The sequence below is a fragment of the Nocardia sp. NPDC051463 genome, assembly GCF_040681975.1.
Taxonomy (GTDB): domain Bacteria; phylum Actinomycetota; class Actinomycetes; order Mycobacteriales; family Mycobacteriaceae; genus Nocardia.
In genome coordinates this window covers 225,975-245,185 of record NZ_JBFBAB010000004.1, presented here as the reverse complement: position 1 = coordinate 245,185, position 19,211 = coordinate 225,975, and the positions used below count along the sequence as shown (strand labels likewise).

Here is a 19,211-nt window from a genome sequence, read left to right as displayed (position 1 = left end):
TTTCGCCCGTCGGGTCCGGTCAGGCCCAGTTTACTGGGGGCTTGCTGAGACCGAGCTGAGCTTTCCGTCGGGCGGGCGGTGTGCGGATCGGGCTAGTTCGCTGCCGACTCCAGGCTCGCGGCCTGCGCTTCGTCGTAGTCCGCGAGATCGAAACTCTTTGTCTTCCACCGATAGAGCGCGGTGGCACCCGGCCAGTTGTTGGTGATGCGACCCGCCGCGTTGCGATACCAGCTGGAGCAGAAGTTCCACGGCGTGTCCTTCAGCCGCCGTTGTAGCCACCCGTCCCAGCTCTGCTCGACGCTCGCGCGGGCCGCGAGATAGCGGCCGGGTCGGTCGGTGAGGTACTCGACGACTTGGCGGATGTAGCGGGCCTGGGATTCGAGCATGTAGATGATGGAACCCGAGCCGACGTTGGTGTTCGGGCCGTACATCATGAACATGTTCGGGAACTGCGGGACCGAAAGGCCGAGGAAGGCGCGGGCACCCTCGGCACCCCAGACATCGGCGAGTTTGCGTCCGCCGAGGCCGTAGATATTCATCGGCGCGAGGAACTCGGTTCCCTTGAATCCGGTGCCGTAGATGATCACGTCGACGGGGTGCTCGACGCCGTCCGCTGTGCGGATACCGGTCGGGGTGATCGCCTCGATCGCCGTTGTCTCCACGGCGACATTCGACTGTGCCAGCGCGGGAAAGTACTCGTTGGAGAACAGGCCGCGCTTGCAGCCCGCCGCGTAGTCGGGTGTCAGCTTCGCTCGCAGTTCGGCGTCGGGGACTTGCTCGGCGCGGTGCCGGTCGGCGAGCGCGATCACGGGCGCCTTCATGGCCGGGATATCGGTCAGCGCCAGTGCGAGCACCTCGAAGGTCGACCAGATCGCGAACCGCTCGGCCAGCCGGGTCGGGGGTAGGTATTTGAACACGGCCTTGTGTGCCGCGCTGTACTCGACGTCGAATTTCGGCAACACCCATGCCGCCGAGCGCTGGAACAGTGTGAGGTGTGCGACCTTCGGTTGGATACGCGGAATGTATTGGATCGCACTGGCTCCGGTGCCGATGCAGGCCACTCGCTTGCCGGTGAGGTCGACGCTGTGGTCCCACTCGGCGGAGTGGAAGGCGGCGCCGGTGAAGGTGTCGAGGCCGGGGATGTTCGGCATGGCGGGCCGCGAGAGTTGGCCGACGGCGGGGATGAGGACTTCCGCGGTGAGGCGTGCGCCGTCGGCGGTGCTGACGGTCCAGCCGCCGGTCTGCTCGTCGAACTCGGCATCGGTCACCTCGGTGCCGAATCGGATGTGGCGCTGCAGGTCGTGCTTCTCGGCGACGCCGCGCATGTAGCCGTGAATATCGCGCTGCTCCGAAAACCGGCGCGGCCAATCGGATTTGGGCTCGAAAGACCAGGAGTACAGCGGCGAGGGTACGTCGCAGGCGGCGCCGGGATAGGTGTTCTCTCGCCACACACCGCCGAGGTCCGCGGCGCGCTCCAGGATGGTGAAGTCATCCACCCCGGCCCGGCGCAGCTCGAGTGCCATACCGAGCCCGGCGAACCCGGCTCCGATAATGATGATGGACGGCGTCGTCATGGTTCGAGCCTAAGCGGGTGATCAGCGGGCCCGAAGACATTCCAGGACGTCGAATCGGCATTTTCGGCCATGCCGGAGCTGCTCAGCTGCCCGCGAGTTGGCGGGCGATGACGAGGCGCTGGATTTGATTGGTGCCCTCGAAGATCTGCATGACCTTGGCCTCGCGCATGTAACGCTCCACCGGGAAGTCCTGGGTGTAGCCGTAGCCGCCGAAGACCTGCACGGCGTCGGTGGTGACCTTCATGGCGGCGTCGGTGGCGATCAGCTTGGCGACGCTGGCCTGGCGTGAGTAGGGGAGTCCGGCGTCACGGCGGCGGGCGGCGTCGAGGTAGGTGGCGCGGGCCGAATCGACGGCGGCGGCCATGTCGGCGAGCACGAAACCGAGGCCCTGGTGATCGATGATGCGGTGGCCGAAGGCAGCCCGCTCCTTGGCGTAGGCGACCGCGTCGTCGAGTGCGCGCTGGGCCAGTCCGACGGCGACGGCCGAGATGCCGAGGCGGCCCGAGTCCAAGGCGCTGAAGGCGATCGAAAGTCCCTGTCCCGCATCGCCGATCAGTCGGTCGGTGGGCAGCAGCGCGTCGTCATAGGCGGCAGTGGTCGTCGGAATCCCGCGCAGCCCCATCTTCTCTTCGGGCTTGCCGAAGCTCAGTCCCTCGGTGTCTCGGGGAACCAAGAAGCAGGAGATGCCGCGCGAGCCCTCGCCGGTCCTGGCGAACAGCGAGTAGAAGTCGGCGCGGCCACCATTGGTGATCCAGGCCTTGGTGCCGTTGATCCGGTATCCGCCGTCCACCGCGGTGGCCCGGCACCGCAACGCGGCCGCATCCGATCCGGCGTGCGCTTCGGAAAGGCTGTAAGCGCCGACGGTTTCACCCGACAGCATCTCGGGCAGCCACCGTTGTTTCTGTGCGTCGGTGCCGAAGATGAACAGCGGATGGCACGACAGGCTGTGCACGCTGACCGCGACCGCGACCGCGGCCCATCGACTCGCCAACTCCTCGAGCACCTGCAGATATACCTCGTACGGCTGCCCGCCGCCGCCGAATTCCTCCGGATACGGCAGGCTCAGCAGCCCTGCCGCGCCCAGCGCGGGAAAGACCCCGTCGGGAAACGTCCCGGTCTTCTCACACTCGACCACGCGGGGCTCGAGCACCTTGTCGGCGATATCGCGAGTCAACTCGAGCAGATCCCGCGCCTCCGGCGTCGGCAGCATCCGTTCAACAGCCATGCCACCTGTTCTACCGTCCGTACCACGAGCCTGCTCCGGGCAGCCCCGTTCAGCCGGGCTTCGGCACGGGGCGGGCCGATGACGGTAGTTGTTGCGCGATTCGGATGCGGCACGTCGGATGCGGGCGTTCGAGCTGCTGATGCCCGACACGCTCGTAGGTGTGGTGATCCAGCCGAGGTGATAGGTTGCCCGGCATGTCTCGCCGCGATGAGAAGACCGTCGGCCTTGTCCTGGTCACCTACCAGAGCGCGGAGGATCTGCCGCCTTTCTTGGAGTCGCTGACGGCGGCAGTCGAGCCACTGGCGGTCGATGTAGTCGGTGTCGACAACACATCGACCGACGGGAGTGCCGGCCTGGTCGAGGAGTTCGGCGGGACTGTTATCCGCAATCGTGAGAACGTCGGCCTGTCCGCGGCGATCAATCAAGGTGCGGCTGTGACGAACGCCGAATGGATCCTGGTCGCCAACCCCGATACGCAGCTCACACCGGGCTCGATAGCCGCGCTTGTCGAAACCGCTCGCACCGACGACACCATAGGCATGATCGGGCCGCAGGTGACCCGGCTCGACGGGACGCACTACCCGACCGGGCGCCGGTTCCCGTCGCTCGCGGTGGGCGCCGCGCACGCGTTGCTGGGCGGTGTGTGGCCAGGCAATCCCGCCACTCGGCAGTACTTCGGTGCGCCGGTCGCGACGGTCAGCGATGTCGACTGGATCTCTGGGTGCTGCATGCTGTTCCGGCGTGCGGCATTCGACGCCGTCGGTGGGTTCGACACCCGCTATTTCCTGTACTTCGAGGAAACCAAGATGGCACTCGACATGCACCGCGCCGGGTGGCGGGTGGTGCTGGACCCCAGTGTCGAGATTCGTCACCGCGAAGGCGGCAGTATGCGTTCGGCCCCGTTCCGGAAGATCCGCAGCCACCACCGCAGTGCCTTGCGGTTCTACTGCGACTACCACCAGGGCTCGCCGTGGCTGCTGTTCGCACCGCTGGTCGCGGCGGGCTTGGTGGTGCGTGGCACGGCGTCGGTCTTGCGCACCGCGATCACGCAACGCCTGCGTCGCTAGGTGAACGACTGCTCGGAGCAACGCAGCCGACGACGGGGTTGCTGATCCGATTCTGGTTCGGCGCGGAGCGTGTGGGTGTGAATTCCGTGGCGTTGCAGGGGGTCTCGTCAGCGCAGGGCAAGGTTTCGGTAGCGCTGCTCACGGTGCCGGCTTTGCTCGGGTGCGTGGCTGCGAAATCGCGCGGTTCCGGACCCCATCGGCCCCGACCATAGCGGCGGCTGTCTGCTGATGCGGTCCGACCATGGCCTCGACGTGCAGCGCGGCATGATGGATTTCCTGCTGGCCCACCGCCTCGGCAGCCCGGGCGGGGCGCGCGGCTGACCGACCCGGGGCCGGGTGTCGACGGGTCGCGCAATGTTTTGCCTCGAACGGATACCGGCTCACACGGCTGGGCCGCCGAGGCTGAGGCGGGTAGCTCGAACTCTGGACCGATCAGTCTGCCGGCCGTAGACGAAAGGTCGTTGGTGCACGAGGCCGATCGGGGTATCGGAGTCCGCGACTTCGTCCTATTATCTGCGTATGAATGCAGATAACGAGCCATTGGCGCCGCCGTTGGCGGAGGATCAGGTGGGGCTGGTTGTCGAGGTGTTCCGGATGCTGGCCGATGCGACCCGGGTGCAGGTGCTGTGGGCGCTGGTCGATCGGGAGCTGTCGGTGAACGACCTGGCCGGGCACATCGGGAAGCCCGCGCCGTCGGTGTCCCAGCACCTGTCCAAGCTGCGGATGGCGCGGTTGGTCCGAACTCGACGAGCGGGGACGACGATCTTCTACAGCCTGGAGAACGAACACGTCCGGCAGTTGGTCATGGACGCGGTCTATAACGCTGAGCACGCGGGTCCCGGCGTCCCGCCGCATCACCGCGGCGACAGGGCGGTGCGCGAGTTGCCCGCCCAGGAGCGGGCGGTGTCGGAATGAGCCACGAGCGTAATGGTTTCCGCTGGCGCGGACTCGACCTGCCGTACCAACACGGCCACGCCGAAAGCCGGATCGCTGGGCGAGATGGCAACGGGCACCTGCACGGTACCGGGGACGGCGACGGTCACCCGAACGGCTGCGAACCTGCTCGAGGGCGTGACCACCAGCACGCAGAGGGCTGCGGGGACGACCACGACGTGCAGGACCGTGTAGTTGAAAACAGCCACGAGCATGGCCAGACCGTTGTGCGTCACCATGACCACGGGCACAGGCAAGAACGTGGGCTGGGCCACGAACACGGCCGCGACCGGGCCGGTGCGCATCACTACGGCGGTGCGCAACACCATGGGCATGGGCATGGGCATGGGCATGGGCACGACCACGACCACGACCACGACCACGACCACGACCACGACCACGACCACGACCACCCGAACGGCTTACGCGGCATCCTGCGGGAGATCTTCGCCCCACACAGCCATGACGCCGCCGACAGTGTCGATGATGCTTTGGAAGCCAGTGCGGTCGGGATTCGAGCAGTGAAGATCAGTCTCGGCGTGCTCGGGGCGACGGCGCTGGTTCAGGTGCTGATCGTGGCGATGTCCGGGTCGGTGGCATTGGCTGCGGACACTGTTCACAATTTTTCCGACGCGTTGACTGCGGTGCCGCTGTGGATCGCGTTCGCCCTGGGACGGCGGGCGGCTACCAGGCGCTATACCTATGGGTTCGGGCGCGCGGAGGATCTCGCGGGCCTGTTCGTGGTCGCCATGATCGCATTGTCGGCGGTGCTCGCCGGGTACGAGGCGGTGCGCAGACTGTTGGATCCGGTACCGATCGAGCATCTCGGGTGGGTTGCCGCGGCAGGCGTGATCGGATTCCTCGGAAACGAGACAGTGGCGCTGTATCGGATCAGGGTGGGGCGGCGGATCGGCTCGGCCGCACTTGTCGCCGACGGCCTGCATGCGCGAACCGATGGATTTACCTCGCTGGCAGTGCTTTTCGGCGTCGCCGGAGTGGCGCTGGGGTTCCCGCTGGCCGATCCGATTGTCGGCCTGCTGATTACCGTCGCCATCCTCGCGGTGCTGCGCACCGCCGCCCGGGATGTATTCCGCCGACTGATGGACGGCGTGGAACCGAGTTTGGTGGCCAGCGCGGAGCAGGCGCTTGCCGTCGAGCCGGGTGTGCTCGGTGTGCGCAGCCTTCGGATGCGCTGGATCGGTCATCGTCTGCACGCCGATGTGGAGTTGGACGTCGCCCCGACCACCTCGCTCGCCGATGCGCACCGGGTGGCACACGGCGCCGAGCACACTCTCACCCACGCGGTCCCCAGGTTGGACACCGCCCTGGTCCACGCCTATCCGGCGCATTCGGGCTGACCTCGGGAAACTGATGGCAGTCGCCTATAGGCGGCGGTACAAAGTTTTCCGGCGCCACCTCGGGTGGGGCCTACCGTTGGGTAGCATCGCCGATGTGATGTGGCTCATGGTCGAAATGCCGGTAGGCCGGCCACCGAAGGAAAAGGAGTTCCGATGTTGAGCACCATGCAGGACGAGCCGTTGTCGCTGGCGACGTTGCTGCGCTATGCATCGACGTTCGCGGGTGATTCCACCGTGTCCACCTGGACCGGTACCGATGTGCGCACCATGACCTATCGCGAACTGGGGGCAGAATCGGCCCGGTTGGCGAATGCGCTGCGTGGGTTCGGGATCGGCATCGGTGATCGTGTCGGCACGTTCATGTGGAACAACAACGAGCACATGGTCGCCTACATCGCGGTGCCCGCGATGGGGGCGGTACTGCACGCGCTCAATATCCGGCTCTTCCCCGAGCAGGTGGTCTACGTGGCCAATCACGCCGAGGACCAGGTGGTCATCGTCGATGGCACGCTGCTGCCGATGTTCGCCCAGTACCTGCCGAACCTGAAGACGGTTCGCCACGTGATCGTGGCCAACGGTGATGCCGCCGCGCTGGAAGCGCCTGCCGGGGTGCAGGTGCACTCCTACACCGAACTGCTCGCCGCGCAGCCGGATTCCTACGACTTCCCGGTGATCGACGAACGATCCGCCGCCGCAATGTGTTACACCTCCGGCACCACCGGTGACCCGAAGGGCGTTGTGTATTCGCACCGCTCCAACTGGTTGCACGCCATGCAGGTGTGCTCGCCGAACAGCATGGGTTTCAGCGAGGCCGATAATGTGCTCGCCATCGTCCCGCTGTTCCACGCCAACGCCTGGGGCCTGCCCTACGCGGCACTGATGTCCGGGGCGAACGTGCTGATGCCCGACCGTTTCCTGCAGCCGGGGCCGTTGCTGGAGCTGATGGCATCGCAAAAGCCCACCTTCGGCGCCGCCGTGCCCACCATTTGGGGCGGCGTGCTTGCCGGCCTGGCCGCGAAGCCGCAGGACATCTCGCATCTGCGGACGGTGGTGGTCGGTGGCTCGGCGGTTCCGCCGTCGATGATGCGGGCATTCCAGGAAAAGCACGGCGTGAAGATTTTGCACGCCTGGGGTATGACCGAAACCTCGCCGCTCGGCAGCGTCGCGCAGCCGCCCGCCAGCGCCACCGGCGAGGAGGAATGGGCCTATCGCTTCACTCAGGGCCGGTTCCCGGCGAACGTACAGGCGCGGCTGGTCGCCGACGACGGTAGCGTGGTGCCCAATGACGGAGAAGCGCTGGGTGAGTTGGAGGTTCGCGGGCCCTGGATCACCGGGTCCTACTATTCGCCGGAAGGGTCGTCGGTCGATCCGGACAAGTTCGATGACGGTTGGCTGCGCACCGGCGATGTCGGCAAGATCAGCCCGAACGGCTACCTGACGCTGGTCGATCGATCCAAGGACGTGATCAAGTCCGGCGGCGAGTGGATCTCTTCGGTGGATCTGGAGAATGCGGTCGTGGGTCATCCAGCTGTTGCCGAGGCCGCGGTCATCGGTGTGCCAGACGAGAAGTGGGACGAACGCCCGCTGGTCGCCATCGTGTTGCGGGAAGGCGCCGAGGCCGAACCGGAGGTACTGCGCGACTTCCTGGCCGACAAGTTCGCCAAATGGCAACTGCCCGAACACTGGACCTTCATTGCGGAGGTGCCCAAGACCAGCGTCGGCAAGTTCGACAAGAAGCGCCTGCGCGCCCAGTATGCCGACGGTGAGCTGACGGTCACCACCCTGTCCTGAGCTACACCGCAGCGGGCCCGGCGCGGGCGAAATATGGTGCCGCGCCGGGCCTGTGCTGAGGGTGCCGATCAGCAGTTACGCAGCTCCGGGCTCTGATTGAGCAGTTGAGCGCGGGTGCCGATGAACGTGCTGTAGGTCTCGCCGCCGACCGCGGACAGCGGGAAGGCCGCGACTCGGTGACAGTTCTGGAAGGCGAGTTTCACGCCGAAGTGCCGTTCCAAGCCGCCGCGGATCGCGTCGGAGGCCATGGCGCGCAGCAGTTGACCGCGTGCCAGATCGTCCGGCGGCGGAACCACGTTGTCGGCGTATTCCTCGGTGCCGGAGTGCAGTTCACCGGCCACCCGGCTGACTACCTCCCAGGCGTAGGGCAATGAATTGCGAACACATTCGACGAATTCCGCATCGTCGACCTCGCCGCGTTCGGCGCGTTCGAGTAGTGCGGTGGGAACATCGAGGGACATAACGCTCTCCTCCGGGGATGGGGTGGATGGCGGTGCGATGCCCTTGCATTCTAATCGAAAGTGGTTGTCAACAATCCGGTATTCATCGTGAAAGTGCCCGTTTCAGAGCGGTTTTCGTCTCGGCGGCCAGGGCGTGAACCAGTTCGCCGGCCGGTAGCTCGGAGGTGAGGGTGTGTGTCTGACCGGCCCACAGATTCACTTCCTCCGGATTGCCCGCTGCCCTCGCGGCGGCCCGCAGCGGCGCCGTGGCAAAGTGGATTTCCGGATAGGCGACCGGTGCCGTCGCGGTGTGTTCGTCGATGAACCGGTTGCGCAGGCCGCGAGCCCGGCGACCGGTGAAGGCGCGCGTCAGCATGGTCGCGGTGGCAGCGCCGACGGCGGCGCGGTGCACCGGGTTGGTGCCCGCTTCGGGACAGCGTAGAAATGCGGTGCCGAGCTGGGCGGCGGCCGCGCCCGCGGCCAGTGTCGCCGCAATTCCCGCCCCGGTGCCGATGCCGCCTGCGGCGACGATCGGGAGTTCCACGCTGGTGGTGAGGATCTGCAGCAGTGCGAGTAGCCCCAGCGGGTCGACATTGTCGTCGGCGACCCGGTCGACGAAGGTGGCGCGATGCCCGCCCGCCTCGGCGCCCTGGGCGATGAGCACATCGGCCCCCGCCTCCACCGCGATCCGCGCTTCGGCGGCGGAGGTGACCGTCACCCATGTTTCCGACCCGGCCGCCTGCAGTCGGGCGATCTCGGTGGCGGTCGGACAGCCGAAGGTGAAGGTGACCACCGCGACGGGAGCCGCGATGAGCAGGTCCAGCTTCGCGTCCCAGTCGTCGGTGTCGTATTTCGGCGTGCCGAGCTCGTGCGTCGCGCCGAGCTCGGCCAGATAGCTCGCGAAGGCGGCGGGCGGCGTCGGCGATCCAGGGGTGAACAGGTTGACGCCGAACGGCGCGGTGGTCAGCTCGCGGGTCGCGGCGAGACGCGCCGCGGTGTCGGTCGCGCTCAGATAGCCGGCCGCCAGCAAGCCGAGTCCGCCCGCCGCGGACACGGCCGCGGTCAGCTCGGGAGTAGAGGGTCCGCCCGCCATCGGGGCCAGCACGATCGGGACGCGCATTTCGTCGATGATCACGGTCCCAGTGTCGCTCATCTGGACAGTTGACCCCGGTTTACCTGCGATTTCCCGAGAGAAGGTTGCGGAATGGTCACGACGGGGTAGAGTTCCCGTCACAACGGATGCTGAAACGTTACATAGCCCGGAGTTGCCAGATCGTTACAAACGGTGTGGTTCCGGCCCAGGATTCGTTGACCACCAATGTAGGTCGGAAGCTAGGACGCAGCTGTGTCGCACCACCGGGTAGGCCCCAGTTCCATAACCGTGATGAGCCTCATCGGCGACGGTGTTTCGGGTCGGCCGACGCGGCATCGCGCCGAGTCGACCACGACCGAGCGGGTGAAGGTCGCCGCGGGCGTCGCGGTCGCGGCGAGCGCGCTGCTCGGCACCGCAACCCAGGTCGCGCCTGCGATCGCCGCGCCGCTGCTGCCCGGCTCGCACGACGCCGAGGAAGCTCCCGCTCCCATCAGTTTCAAGGGCACCGGCACGCAGCAGGTCTCGGAGGCCTTGGCCGCCGCGACTCCCGTCGCCGCATCCCTCCCCGCGCCGCAGGTCGCGAAGCCGGTGGCCGCACCGGTCGCCGCCCCGTTCGGCATCGGCAACCTGCCGCCGGAGATCGCGGGACCGCTGGCCCAGGTCGAGCAGATCCTGAAGGGTGCGCAGCAGCAGCTCGCGCCCGCCCCCGCGGTTCGCCCGGTCGCCGGTGCGATCAGCTCCGGATACGGCAGTCGGTGGGGCGAGTTCCACTACGGCCTCGACTTCTCCGATCAGCTCGGCGCGCCGATCCACTCGGTGAGCAACGGCACCGTCATCGAGGCGGGCCCGGCGTCGGGCTTCGGTCTGTGGGTCCGCGTGCAGCAGGACGACGGCACCATCGCGGTGTACGGTCACGTGAACGAGATGCTGGTGCACGAGGGTCAGCGGGTCAACGCGGGTGATGTCATCGCCACCGTCGGCAACCGCGGCAACTCGACCGGTCCGCACCTGCACCTGGAGATCTGGGACCAAGCGGGCCGCAAGATCGACCCGATGCCCTACCTGGCCTCCAAAGGTGTTCCCCTGCAGTGGGGCCCGTCGGCGCACTGATTTTTGTTGTCCGGCTTGATGTTCGGCGGATCGCAAGCCGCACGCGAACACTTATCGGTCGTTAGGCTCTGGCGGTGACCGCGCTTGGCGACATCTTCGAGCCTGGATCACCGCACGGCCGCACCTACGCCGTGCTGGTGCATCATCCGCGATCGCGCCTGTCCGATATCGCCGGATATTTAGGTCTGCCAGTCGATGTGGCCGAGGCGTCGCTGAAAGTGCTGTGCGACCTCGACGCCGCGGAATGCCTTGTCGGTCCCGACGGCGAGCCGTTGTGGGACGCGCACGCCCCGGAGTCGCTGTCGGAGGCCGAGGCTCGACGCAGGCAGCGGGACATCAACCACATGCACGCGGCCGCAGCGCGACTCAGCGAGACCTTCCGGTCGGTGCGCCGCTCACCCCGCGCCAACGGTTCGGTGGTGCCGGTATTCGAGCGGTTGGAGATGCTGGCCGATTTCGAGGAGATGCAGACTGCGGCGCGCAGCAGCGTCAAGGTGATCGAGCGCGGGCCTTATCTGAGCGATGTCGAACGCGAGCACCAGCTCTTCAAGCTGAAGCGGTCCAGGATCGGTGCGGGCATCCGCTACCAAACCCTGTACCAGGACACCATTTATCAGGACCCGGAACGGCTGCGGCACGCACTGTCCACCAACGCCAGTGGGGCACAGGCGCGCACACTGCCCGAGCCACCGTTCAAGCTGATCATCAGTGATGACGAACGGGCCAGCCTGGTGCTGCATGCCGATGAACGACGGCCGGACCCGATGGGCCTGCGCATCAACGGTTCCGCGGCGTTGCGCCTGGCGGTCAAGACCTTCGATGTGCTGTGGTCACTGGCCGCACCGATCTCGGTGAACCCGTCGGCTGACGAACTCGACGAAAAGGACAAGGCGATCCTCACCCTGATGGGCCTCGGTGCCACCGACGACACCATTGCGCGAAGGCTCGGCATGTCGCGGCGCACTGTGGTGCGCAGGACCGCCCGATTGCTGGAGCGACTCGGTGCGAGCACGCGTTTTCAGGCCGGTGTTCAAGCGACTCGTCGCGGTTGGCTGTGAAGTCCCTCACGGATCGAGTATCGGGGGCAACATCGGAGGGATTCCGGCCGATAGTCGAATGGTCGCCATGCATAATGCGCTGCCGGTCCGGCAGCCGCCCGAGCCGGGCTCGGTGCTGAGCGTTGCTTATATGATTGCTCGAGCCGCGCGCCAAGGACGTCGAGCCCTTGGTCTCTTGGTGGCCTCGTGCGGTCGTGCGGCTGTGCTCTATGCGAAGGGGTGAAAGTACTCGAATGGATGGTCCTCGTCGTTCTGTGCGCGGAAACCGTCGACGGCGGTCGGGCGCCCCATTATTCGGACAGCTGCTCACCGCCTCGGTCGAGTCCGCTGCCGACTCGGTGGCGATCCGATTCAACCCGACCGGTGACCCGGCCGATCAGCGCGAACTCAGCTACCGCGAGTTGGACGAGACCTCGTCCCGGCTCGCCCGTGAACTGATCGATCGCGGCGTCGGCCCTGGAAACTTCGTGGCGGTGGGCATCACCCGCTCGGTCGAGTCGATTGTGTCGATGTGGGCAATCGCGAAGACGGGCGCGGCGTTCGTGCCGGTCGATCCGTCCTATCCGTCGGATCGCATCGATTACATCCTGTCGGACTCCGGCGCGAGCCTTGGTTTGACCACCACGGCGCACCGCGAGGTGTTCGGGACGTCGATCGAGTGGATCGAACTGGACGATGACGGGCAGGCCGACCGCATCGCGGGCAGACAAGCGCATCCCATCTCCTACGCCGACCGCATCGGCACGCTCACCGAACAGCATCTCGCCTACGTTATCTATACCTCGGGCTCCACCGGTCGGCCGAAGGGCGTCGCGGTCTCGCACACCGGGCTGTCCGCCGTCGCGGGCGTCCGGGAGAAGCTCGAGGTCACCGCCGACGCCCGCGTGCTGCATGTGAGCTCGCCGAGCTTCGACTTCTCCATCATGGAGTTCTTCATGGCGTTCACCAGCGGAGCGACGCTGGTGGTCGCGCCACCTGGCGTGTTCGGTGGGGCCGAGCTCGCCGAGCTGTTACGCCGCGAACGGGTCACGCATGTGATGATCACGCCGGGTGCGCTGGATTCGGTCGATCCCACCGGGTTGGACGATTTGCGGTCCCTCGTGATCGGTGGCGAGCGCTTGCTGCCAGAGCTGATCGGGCGCTGGGTCGGCGATGGCCGCAAGGTGTACAACTTCTATGGCCCGACCGAGACCACCGTCATCATGACCGCCTCCGACCCACTGAGCGTCGGTGATCCGATCACCATCGGCAAGGCCCTGGCAACCAGCATCGGCACCTTCATTCTGGATGGGCGGTTGCGTCCGGTCCCGGTTGGCGTGACCGGCGAATTGTATGTGGCGGGTCCCGGCCTCACCCAGGGCTATCTCGGGCGGCCCGGGTTGACCGCGGAGCGGTTCGTGGCCAGCCCGTTCGGTATCGAGGCGGGCGATCCGGGGGCACGGCTGTATCGCACCGGTGATGTGGTGCGCCGCACCGAGTCCGGCGACATAGAGCATTTGGGTCGCTCCGACTTCCAGGTGAAGATCCGTGGTCTTCGCATCGAGCTCGGTGAGATCGACAGCGCGCTGAGCAATCACCCGGATGTGGACTTCGCGGCGACGTTGGGTCGCACGCTGCCATCCGGTGTGACCGCGCTGGTGTCCTACGTGCTGCCGCGGTCGGAGGCGAGCGGGAACCGGGTCGGGGTGGATACCGCGGCACTCGCGGCGCATGTCGGCGAATCGTTGCCCGCCTACATGGTTCCCCAGGTGATCATGGTGCTCGACTCGATTCCGCTGAACCCGGTCGGCAAACTCGATCGTGCGGCACTGCCGGAGCCGGTGTTCACCGCGCGTGAGTTCCGGGCGCCGACCACCAGCACCGAGCAGGTTGTCGCCGATGTGTTCGCAGCGCTGTTGATACCCGACGCGCCGGACGCCCGTGTCGGTGCCGACGACGACTTCTTCGAGCTCGGCGGTAACTCGCTGTTGGCCACCCAGGCCGCGGCGCGCATCGGTAGCGCACTCGACGTGCGGGTGCCGGTGCGGTTGATGTTCGAGGCGTCCACCGTCGCGGCGCTCGCCGTACGGGTGGAGGAAGAGACCGGTTCAGGTACCGGACCAGCTTTGCAGGCTCGAGTGCGTCCGGAGCGGATTCCGCTGTCGTACGCGCAGCAGCGGATGTGGTTCCTCAACCGGTTCGATACGACCAGCGGTGTCAACAACATTCCGCTCGCAGTGCGGTTGTCGGGTGCGCTGGATATCGACGCACTGCGGGCCGCTGCGCGTGACCTGGTCGCTCGCCACGAGGTGCTGCGGACGGTGTATCCGGAAAGCGATGGCGAGGGCACGCAGGTCGTGCTGCCGATCGACGATGCTCGAGCCGTACCGGAACTCGACGTCGTGTCGACCACTACGGCGGAGCTGCCCGACCTCGTCATCGCCTCGGCCGTCGCCGGATTCGATGTCGCCCTCGCCCCGCCGATCCGGCTTCGGGTGTTCCGGCTGAGCGAATCCGAGCACGTGCTGGTTTGCGTCGTGCACCACATCGCCGCCGACGGCTTCTCGATGGGGCCACTCACCCGCGACCTGATCGCCGCCTACTCCGATCGTGCGCGCGGCGCGCAACCGCAGCTGCCGCAGCTCGCGGTGCAGTACGCGGACTTCGCGCTCTGGCAGCGCGAGGTGCTCGGCGCCGAAGACGATCCGGAGTCACTGCTCGCCAAGCAGATCGCCTTCTGGCGCGATGAATTGGCCGGGTTGCCCGAGCAATTGGAACTGCCCGCCGATCGGCCTCGGCCTGCGGTGATGTCCAACCGCGGCGCCTTCTTCGGCTTCGACATCGATGCCGAAACCCATGCTGCGCTGAACCGACTTGCCCAGAAACATAATTCGACACTGTTCATGGTCGTGCACGCCGCACTGGCCGTACTACTCGCTCGGCTCTCCGGCACCAGGGATATCGCGATCGGCACTCCGGTCGCTGGTCGCGGCGAGGCCGCGCTCGACGAACTGATCGGCATGTTCGTCAATACCGTCGTGTTGCGCAGCGATATCGACCCGGAGCTGTCCTTCGACGAGCTGCTGCACGAGTTCCGTCGGATCGATGTCGCGGCATTCGGACACGTGGACGTGCCCTTCGAGCGGCTGGTGGAACTGCTCGACCCGGCGCGGTCGATGGCACGGCATCCACTGTTCCAGGTGATGCTGCTGTTCCAGAACATGGCGCAGACCGAGCTGGAATTGCCCGGACTCGCCGTGTCGGGTGTCGACCTCGGTGTCGCGATGGCCAAGTTCGATCTCGAGCTGACCATCGTGCCGCGTGAAGAAGGCGGTGTGCCCAGTGGCATGTCGGCGTCGTTCACCTACGCCGTCGATCTGTTCGACGAGGCGACGGTGGCCGGGTTCGCGCGGCGCTTGACCACGGTGTTCGCCGCGATGGTCGATGACCCGGGGCAGGGCGTCGGTGCGGTCGAGCTGCTCGAGCCTGCCGAGCGGCAGCGAATCCTGGTGGACTGGAACGACACTCGTCACCCGGTTGGTCAGGGGCTGTTGCTGGACGGGTATCGGCGTGCCGCCGCGGCGCACCCCGACGCGGTGGCCGTGGTGTACGAGGGCGCCGAGCTCACTTATCGCGAGTTCGACGAGCGGGTCAACAGGCTGGCCAGGTTGCTGATCAGCGAGGGTGTCGGCGCGGAATCGCTGGTCGGCCTCGCGGTGCGGCGTTCGCTCGATCTGGTGGTCGGCATGTACGCGATCGTCGCCGCCGGTGGTGCGTATGTGCCGCTGGATCCGGATCATCCCGGCGAGCGGATCGCGCACATCCTCGATACCGCCGCGCCGGTCTGCGTGCTGACGACAACCGCCGATGCGGTCGACGCCGACGCGCCGGTGTTGCCTCTGGACACGATCGACCTGGAACGGTTCTCGGGTGCTCCGATCGCACCGGAGGAGCTGCTGCGCCCGGTCTCCGGGCACAACCCGGCCTACGTGATCTTCACCTCGGGCTCGACCGGTCGACCGAAGGGCGTGGCGATCTCGCACGCCGCCATCGACAACCAGATCGAATGGATGCTCGCGCAGTACCCGCTCGGTCCCGACGATGTCTACCTGCAGAAGACCGCAACCACCTTCGATGTGTCGCTGTGGGGCTACTTCATGCCGCTGCGCGCGGGGGCCACGCTGGTCGTCGCCACCCACGACGGTCATCGCGACCCTGCCTACATCGCGGAAACGATTGCCGCGCAACGTGTCACGGTCACCGACTTCGTGCCGTCGATGCTGACGGTGTTCGCAACGCACACCGCGCCGGGCGCCTGCCCGACACTGCGTGAGGTGTTCGCCATCGGTGAGGCGCTGCCGCCGGAGACGGTGGAAGCACTGGCCGCGGTCTCGGACGCGACGGTGCACAACCTGTACGGGCCGACCGAGGCCGCGGTGTCGGTGACCTACTGGCCTGCACGCGTCGGTGAGCTCGCCACGGTCCCGATCGGTCTGCCGCAGTGGAACACTCGGGTATTCGTGCTGGATTCGCGGTTGCGGCCGACGGCGGCGGGTGTGGTCGGCGAGCTCTACCTGGCCGGTGACCAGCTGGCGCGCGGCTATGTGGCCCGTCCGGATCTGACGGCGGATCGGTTCGTCGCCAACCCGTTCGAGCAGGGCGCCAGGATGTATCGGACCGGCGACCTGGTCGCGTGGCGGGAAAACCCGCAGCGGCTGGAATATCTGGGTCGTACCGACTTCCAGGTGAAATTCCGTGGCCAGCGCATCGAGCTCGGTGAGATCGAGACCGCGCTGCTCGCTGTGCCTGCCGTGAGCCAGGCGGCGGCACTGGTCGTGCCGTCGGTGACCGGCGATCAGTTGGTCGGCTATGTGGTGGGGCGGCCGGGTCAGCGGATCGAGCAGCAACAGTTGCTCGCCGCGATCTCGGAAGTCCTACCCGCCTACATGGTTCCGGCCGCACTCGTGGCGCTGGATGCCTTCCCGCTCAACACCAGCGGCAAGCTCGACCGCAAGGCGCTGCCCGCACCGACCTTCACGGCTCGGGAATTCCGGGCTCCGGTCACTCAATCGGAGGAGATCGTCGCCGCCGTTTTCGCCGAGGTACTCGGCGTCGAACGCGTCGGCGCCGATGACGACTACTTCGCCATGGGCGGTAACTCGCTGCTGGCCACCCGTGCGGTCGCCAGGATCAACGACGCGTTGGAAACCAATGTCGCGGTGCGCGATCTGTTCGAAGCCTCGACCGTCGCCGCGCTCGCGGCCAGGATCGTGCCCGGCGTCGGCCGTGATTCGGCGGCCCGCCCCGCGCTGGCCAAGGCCGAACGGCCGGAATTGATTCCACTGTCGCTCGCTCAGCAGCGGATGTGGGTGCTCAACCAGCTCGACACCGAATCTGCCTCCTACAACCTGCCTTTCGTGATCCGACTGACCGGAGCGCTCGACGTGACGGCGTTGCGTCTGGCCGTCGAGGATGTGCTGGTCCGGCACGAAGCATTGCGCACGCGGTTCCCGACGACGAGTGTCGGTGGTCAGGCCCGTCAGGAGATCCTGGCCGCGGCCGAAGTATTGCCGGAGGGACTGGAGGTCGAGACCCCTGCGGACGTGGTCGCTCGGGTCACCGAGCTGGTGTCCGCCGGATTCGACGTCACCGAGCAGGTGCCCGTTCGGGTTCGCCTGCTGGCCAACGGCACCGCCGACGACTACCTGCTCGTCCTTGTGGTGCACCACATTTCGGCCGACGGCGCGTCCTTTGCACCACTGGCCCGTGACATGATGACCGCGTATATCGCCCGGACCGGCGGCGAAGCCCCCGGCTGGGCGCCGCTGCCGGTGCAGTACGCCGATTTCGCGCTCTGGCAACACACGGTCATCGGCACCGAAGACGACGAGAACTCGGTGGCGGCACGGCAAATGGCGTATTGGCGCGAGCAGCTGTCGGGCTGGTCGGGGACGCTGCAGTTGCCGCTGGACCGCCCGCGTCCGACGGTGCCGTCGAACCGCGGCGCATCGGTGGACTTCACCGTTCCCGCCGAAGTGCACGAGGGTCTGATCCGCATTGCCCGCGAGCACCGGTCCTCGGTGTTCATGGTGGTGCACGCGGCGCTCGCCGTGCTGCTTGCCAGGCTCTCCGGCAGCACGGATGTCACGATCGGCACGCCGATCGCCGGTCGCGGCGAGCGGGCGTTGGACGATCTGGTCGGCATGTTCGTCAACACGCTGACCTTGCGTACCTCGGTCGAGCGGACCGCGAGCTTCGAGGAATTGCTGCTGCAGGCGCGCGAGGCGGATCTGTCCGCCTTCGCCAACGCGGACATCCCTTTCGAGCGGGTGGTCGAGGCCGCCATGCCCGGTCGCTCGGTCGCGCAGAACCCGCTGTTCCAGGTGATGCTTTCCTTCCAGAACCTGGAGCAGCCCACCCTGGAGCTGCCCGGCTTGACTGTCGGCGCGCTGGATTCGGGCGAGATCGCGGCGAAGTTCGACCTACAGCTCGTGGTCGAACCCCGGCTGTCGGAAGACGGGAAGCCGGGCGATATCGTCGCGATGTTCACCTATGCCACCGATCTTTTCGAGGAGTCGACGGCGCGGGCGTTCGGTCGCAGACTGGTGCGCATCATGACGGCGGTGGCCGCCGATCAGCAGGTCCGCATCGGCGATATCGACATCCTCGACGCCGAAGAGCGTGACCGGGTCCATGCCGCACCGGCCGCGGCACCGAGCGCCATACCGGCCTCCGGGGGCACCAAGCTGCCCCAGGCGCTGGCCGCGGCGGTGGACGACGATCCCGACGCACCCGCTCTGGTATGGGGCGATGACGAAATGTCCTACCAGGAACTGGATGCCAACTCCTCGCGCCTGGCCAGGGTGCTGATCGGGCACGGTTGCGGTCCCGGCGTCGGGGTGGCGGTCCGGCTGGACCGCGGCACCGATTCGGTGGTCGCGGCCTGGGCGGTGCTCAAAGCGGGTGCCGCACTTGTGCCGCTCGCCGGCGCCGATATGCCGCTGCCCGACGCACCGGTCGTCAAGATCGGGCTGACCGTAGGACACCAGCCGGTCGACAGCGATGGCCTCGACTGGCTGCGGTTGGACGATCCCGCGGTGATCGCCGACATTGCCGAGCAATCGGCTCGGCCGGTGACCTACGCGACGCGTAACGGCGTGCTGCGCGGCGAAGATCCGGCACTGGTCGTGGCGTCCAGCGGTGTGACGATGACCTACGACGAGTTGGCGGTGGCCACCGAAGGGCTGCGCGCCCGTACCGGTCTGACCTTCGAGTCCCGCACCTTCCAGCGCGGACGGTCGGATTCGCCTGCCGTGCTACTCGAGGTGGTTGCGGCGGGAGCGGCGGGAGCCTCGCTGGTCATTGTGCCCGACGCCGCCGAACTGGCGACGTCGTTGGCCGATGAGTGGGTCACCCACCTGCTCGCCGATCACACGACCCTCGACGCGATGGATATGACCTTGCTGGCGGATCTGCAGACCGTCGTGCTCGATGCGGGGTCGGCGGTCGCGCCGGTAGCGGTGCCGGGGTCGGTCGCGCTGGTCTTGCTCGATGAGCTACTGACGTCGGGGAGCCGGTAACGA

The 19,211-nt window shown here is 67.0% G+C and carries 12 protein-coding genes; 7 read left to right on the top strand and 5 right to left on the bottom strand.

Annotation, left to right across the window (positions count from 1 at the left end; genetic code table 11):
• Positions 1–92: 92 nt before the first annotated feature.
• Both AB0M74_RS09510 and AB0M74_RS09505 read right to left on the bottom strand, forming a co-directional pair.
• A complete protein-coding gene (locus AB0M74_RS09510; RefSeq protein ID WP_364903932.1) occupies positions 93–1,574 on the bottom strand; it encodes an NAD(P)/FAD-dependent oxidoreductase in 1,482 nt (493 codons plus the stop codon).
• 82 nt (positions 1,575–1,656) lie between these two features.
• The gene (locus tag AB0M74_RS09505; protein WP_364903929.1) at positions 1,657–2,799 is read right to left on the bottom strand and encodes an acyl-CoA dehydrogenase family protein; all 1,143 of its coding nucleotides are present in this window, start codon (positions 2,797–2,799) and stop codon (positions 1,657–1,659) included.
• Positions 2,800–2,993: 194 nt separating this feature from the next.
• Between AB0M74_RS09505 and AB0M74_RS09500 the strand changes: the two genes are divergently transcribed.
• Together AB0M74_RS09500 and AB0M74_RS09495 are read left to right on the top strand one after the other, a co-directional pair.
• A complete protein-coding gene (locus tag AB0M74_RS09500; protein WP_364903926.1) occupies positions 2,994–3,866 on the top strand; it encodes a glycosyltransferase family 2 protein in 873 nt (290 codons plus the stop codon).
• A gap of 519 nt (positions 3,867–4,385) precedes the next feature.
• Positions 4,386–4,781, top strand: a complete 396-nt coding sequence (locus AB0M74_RS09495; RefSeq protein WP_364903923.1) for a metalloregulator ArsR/SmtB family transcription factor — start codon at positions 4,386–4,388, stop codon at positions 4,779–4,781.
• Here the strand turns inward: AB0M74_RS09495 and AB0M74_RS09490 are convergent.
• Entirely contained in the window at positions 4,721–5,212 is a 492-nt protein-coding gene (locus AB0M74_RS09490) for a hypothetical protein (protein WP_364904173.1), read from the bottom strand. The genes AB0M74_RS09495 and AB0M74_RS09490 overlap by 61 nt on opposite strands.
• Positions 5,213–5,230: 18 nt before the next feature.
• On the opposite strand from AB0M74_RS09490, the gene AB0M74_RS09485 reads away from it, so the two are divergent.
• A complete protein-coding gene (locus tag AB0M74_RS09485) occupies positions 5,231–6,157 on the top strand; it encodes a cation diffusion facilitator family transporter (protein WP_364904161.1) in 927 nt (308 codons plus the stop codon).
• Positions 6,158–6,310: 153 nt separating this feature from the next.
• A complete protein-coding gene (locus AB0M74_RS09480; protein WP_364903921.1) occupies positions 6,311–7,948 on the top strand; it encodes a long-chain fatty acid--CoA ligase in 1,638 nt (545 codons plus the stop codon).
• Between the two features lie 68 nt (positions 7,949–8,016).
• Here the strand turns inward: AB0M74_RS09480 and AB0M74_RS09475 are convergent, their stop codons facing one another.
• Together AB0M74_RS09475 and AB0M74_RS09470 are read right to left on the bottom strand one after the other, a co-directional pair.
• Positions 8,017–8,409: an SCO5389 family protein gene (locus AB0M74_RS09475; protein ID WP_364903918.1), complete on the bottom strand. Its 393-nt coding sequence runs from the start codon at positions 8,407–8,409 to the stop codon at positions 8,017–8,019.
• 82 nt (positions 8,410–8,491) lie between these two features.
• A complete protein-coding gene (locus AB0M74_RS09470; RefSeq protein ID WP_364903916.1) occupies positions 8,492–9,541 on the bottom strand; it encodes a nitronate monooxygenase in 1,050 nt (349 codons plus the stop codon).
• Between the two features lie 231 nt (positions 9,542–9,772).
• Here AB0M74_RS09470 and AB0M74_RS09465 point away from each other — a divergent pair, with 231 nt between their 5' ends.
• The 3 genes from AB0M74_RS09465 (at position 9,773) to AB0M74_RS09455 (ending at position 19,208) form a co-directional block, all read left to right on the top strand.
• A complete protein-coding gene (locus AB0M74_RS09465; RefSeq protein WP_364903914.1) occupies positions 9,773–10,591 on the top strand; it encodes a M23 family metallopeptidase in 819 nt (272 codons plus the stop codon).
• A gap of 74 nt (positions 10,592–10,665) precedes the next feature.
• Positions 10,666–11,649: a DNA-binding response regulator gene (locus tag AB0M74_RS09460; RefSeq protein WP_364903912.1), complete on the top strand. Its 984-nt coding sequence runs from the start codon at positions 10,666–10,668 to the stop codon at positions 11,647–11,649.
• Positions 11,650–11,882: 233 nt separating this feature from the next.
• The gene (locus AB0M74_RS09455) at positions 11,883–19,208 is read left to right on the top strand and encodes an amino acid adenylation domain-containing protein (protein ID WP_364903910.1); all 7,326 of its coding nucleotides are present in this window, start codon (positions 11,883–11,885) and stop codon (positions 19,206–19,208) included.
• The last annotated feature ends 3 nt before the right edge of the window (positions 19,209–19,211 follow it).